Genomic DNA, 1,934 nt, shown 5'->3' on the forward strand with positions numbered 1-1,934 from the left:
CTAAGTGCGGCTCGATAACTTCAAAAGCAGCACGCATCTGTGCCACAGGTACACACAAGACAATCACATCAGATTGTTTTGTGGCTTCAACCAAATCAACTATTGCATCAATCGCGCCCATCTTGAGGGCTTGATCTAGATTCTGCGCACTGCGTCCAACACCCAAAACCTGATTAACGACGCCCGCCTTTTTAAGAGCCAAACCAAGGGATGCTCCAATCAAGCCAACACCAACAATGGTGACAGTACCGTAATTACTAGATGGATTAATGATGGCCATTGGCTAATTCAGCTTATGTATTTTTTATTGAATAACTACTTCGCCAAAATATCTTTGAGTGCAGTGATAAAGGCGGCATTTTCTTCGGGCAAGCCGATAGAAATGCGCAACCATTGTGGCAAACCATAATTACCAACTGGGCGAACAATAATGCCGCGCTTTAGCAACTCCAGATTAATGCGAGCGCCAGCGCCATCATCTTCACCCACCCTGACCAACACAAAATTGCCAGCCGATGGGAGATAAGTCAGGCCAAGTGCATCAAATGCCTGGGTTAACTGAGCAAAGCCAGCACGATTGAGTTCAAAGCCTTGCTGCAAGAAAGTAGAATCCTGAAATGCAGCTATTGCTGCAGCTTGTGCAAGGCTATTCACATTAAATGGCTGACGAATGCGATTCAGTAAATCGGTCAAAGCGGGCTGGGCAACGCCATAACCAATACGTAAGCCTGCTAAACCATATGCCTTAGAAAAGCTACGAGACAAAATCATATTGGGGAAACGTTTCACCCAAGCAATTGCGTCATAGCGTTGCTCTAGAGAGAGGTACTCGTTATAAGCCTCATCCAAAACTACCACCACATGTGGCGGCAATGCGATCAAGAAATCCTCAATCTCTTTGGCACTTAAATAGCTGCCAGTAGGATTATTTGGGTTAGCGACAAATACCAGCTTAGCTTTATCGCCCGCAGCTTTTACTGCTTGCAGCATCGCAGGCAAGTCATGGCCATACATTGCAGTAGCAGGCACTTCAATCGCCTTAGCACCAACAGCTTGTGTTGCCAGTGGATAAACCGCAAAAGCATGTTTAGAGAAAATGACTTCATCGCCAGCCTGAGCAACTGCACGTGCAGCCAACTCCAAAATGTCATTACTACCGTTACCTAAAGTAATCCAATCTGTTGGCACACCTAAGCGTGCAGCCAAAACATTCTTGAGCTCAAACCCATTGGAGTCTGGGTAACGACCCAAGTCTGCTGCTGCTTTAAGCATCGCATCTTGCGCGGACTTCGGCATACCCAATGGATTCTCATTGGAGGCGAGTTTCACAATCTTGTTTTCATCAAGACCGTATTCGCGTGCAACCTCACTGATAGGGCGTCCGCCAACATAAGGCGCTATCGCATGAATATGCTTTAAACCGATATTAGATTTTGATGTCATGCTGAATGGGGATAGGAGCCAAGATTTTTATAAAAAGCGGCTGTTGTTTTTAACTCTTCTAATGCTTTGGCTACTTTTGCGTCTTGTGCATGGCCAGCAACATCGATATAAAAGTGATACTCCCAAGTACCCTTGCGAGCAGGGCGTGACTCAAAGCGATTCATGGAAACACCATGCTTTGCCAGTGGCTCCAGTAAACGATGTACTGCGCCAGGCTGGTTATCTACCGATAGCACTAATGAAGTTTGATCTTTACCAGTAGGCTGGCACTCGTAAGTGCCGACCACAACAAAACGTGTGCGGTTATGTGGATCATCCTGAATCTGTGCAGCAACTGCCTGTAATCCATAAGCTTCTTGTGCGGGATCGCCAGCAATAGCCGCAAGCGTTGGGTCAATCGAGGCCATACGAGCTGCCTCAGCATTGCTGCTGACTGCTTGGCGTTTTAATTGTGGAGCATGCACGCTCAGCCATTGCTGACATTGCGCTAA

Annotated in this window: 3 protein-coding genes; all 3 read right to left on the reverse strand. The window is 46.8% G+C overall.

The genetic code is table 11. The features are described 5' to 3' along the window. Positions 1–280 (reverse strand): prephenate dehydrogenase/arogenate dehydrogenase family protein (locus tag B7X71_RS16025; RefSeq protein ID WP_293601463.1); only part of this gene is annotated, 280 nt, incomplete at its 3' end. 35 nt (positions 281–315) lie between these two features. Then, entirely contained in the window at positions 316–1,443 is a 1,128-nt protein-coding gene (gene hisC / locus B7X71_RS16030) for a histidinol-phosphate transaminase (RefSeq protein WP_293601464.1), read from the reverse strand. Next, positions 1,440–1,934, reverse strand: a 495-nt coding sequence (locus B7X71_RS16035) for a prephenate dehydratase domain-containing protein (protein WP_293601465.1), incomplete at its 5' end; no start/stop codon positions are given. The genes B7X71_RS16035 and hisC, both read right to left, overlap by 4 nt.

The organism is Polynucleobacter sp. 39-46-10 (assembly GCF_002282275.1).

Coding starts and splice junctions, on each gene's coding strand:
- hisC (WP_293601464.1), bottom strand. CDS start 1,443: ATGACATCAAAATCTAATATCGGTTTAAAGCATATTCATGCGATAGCG.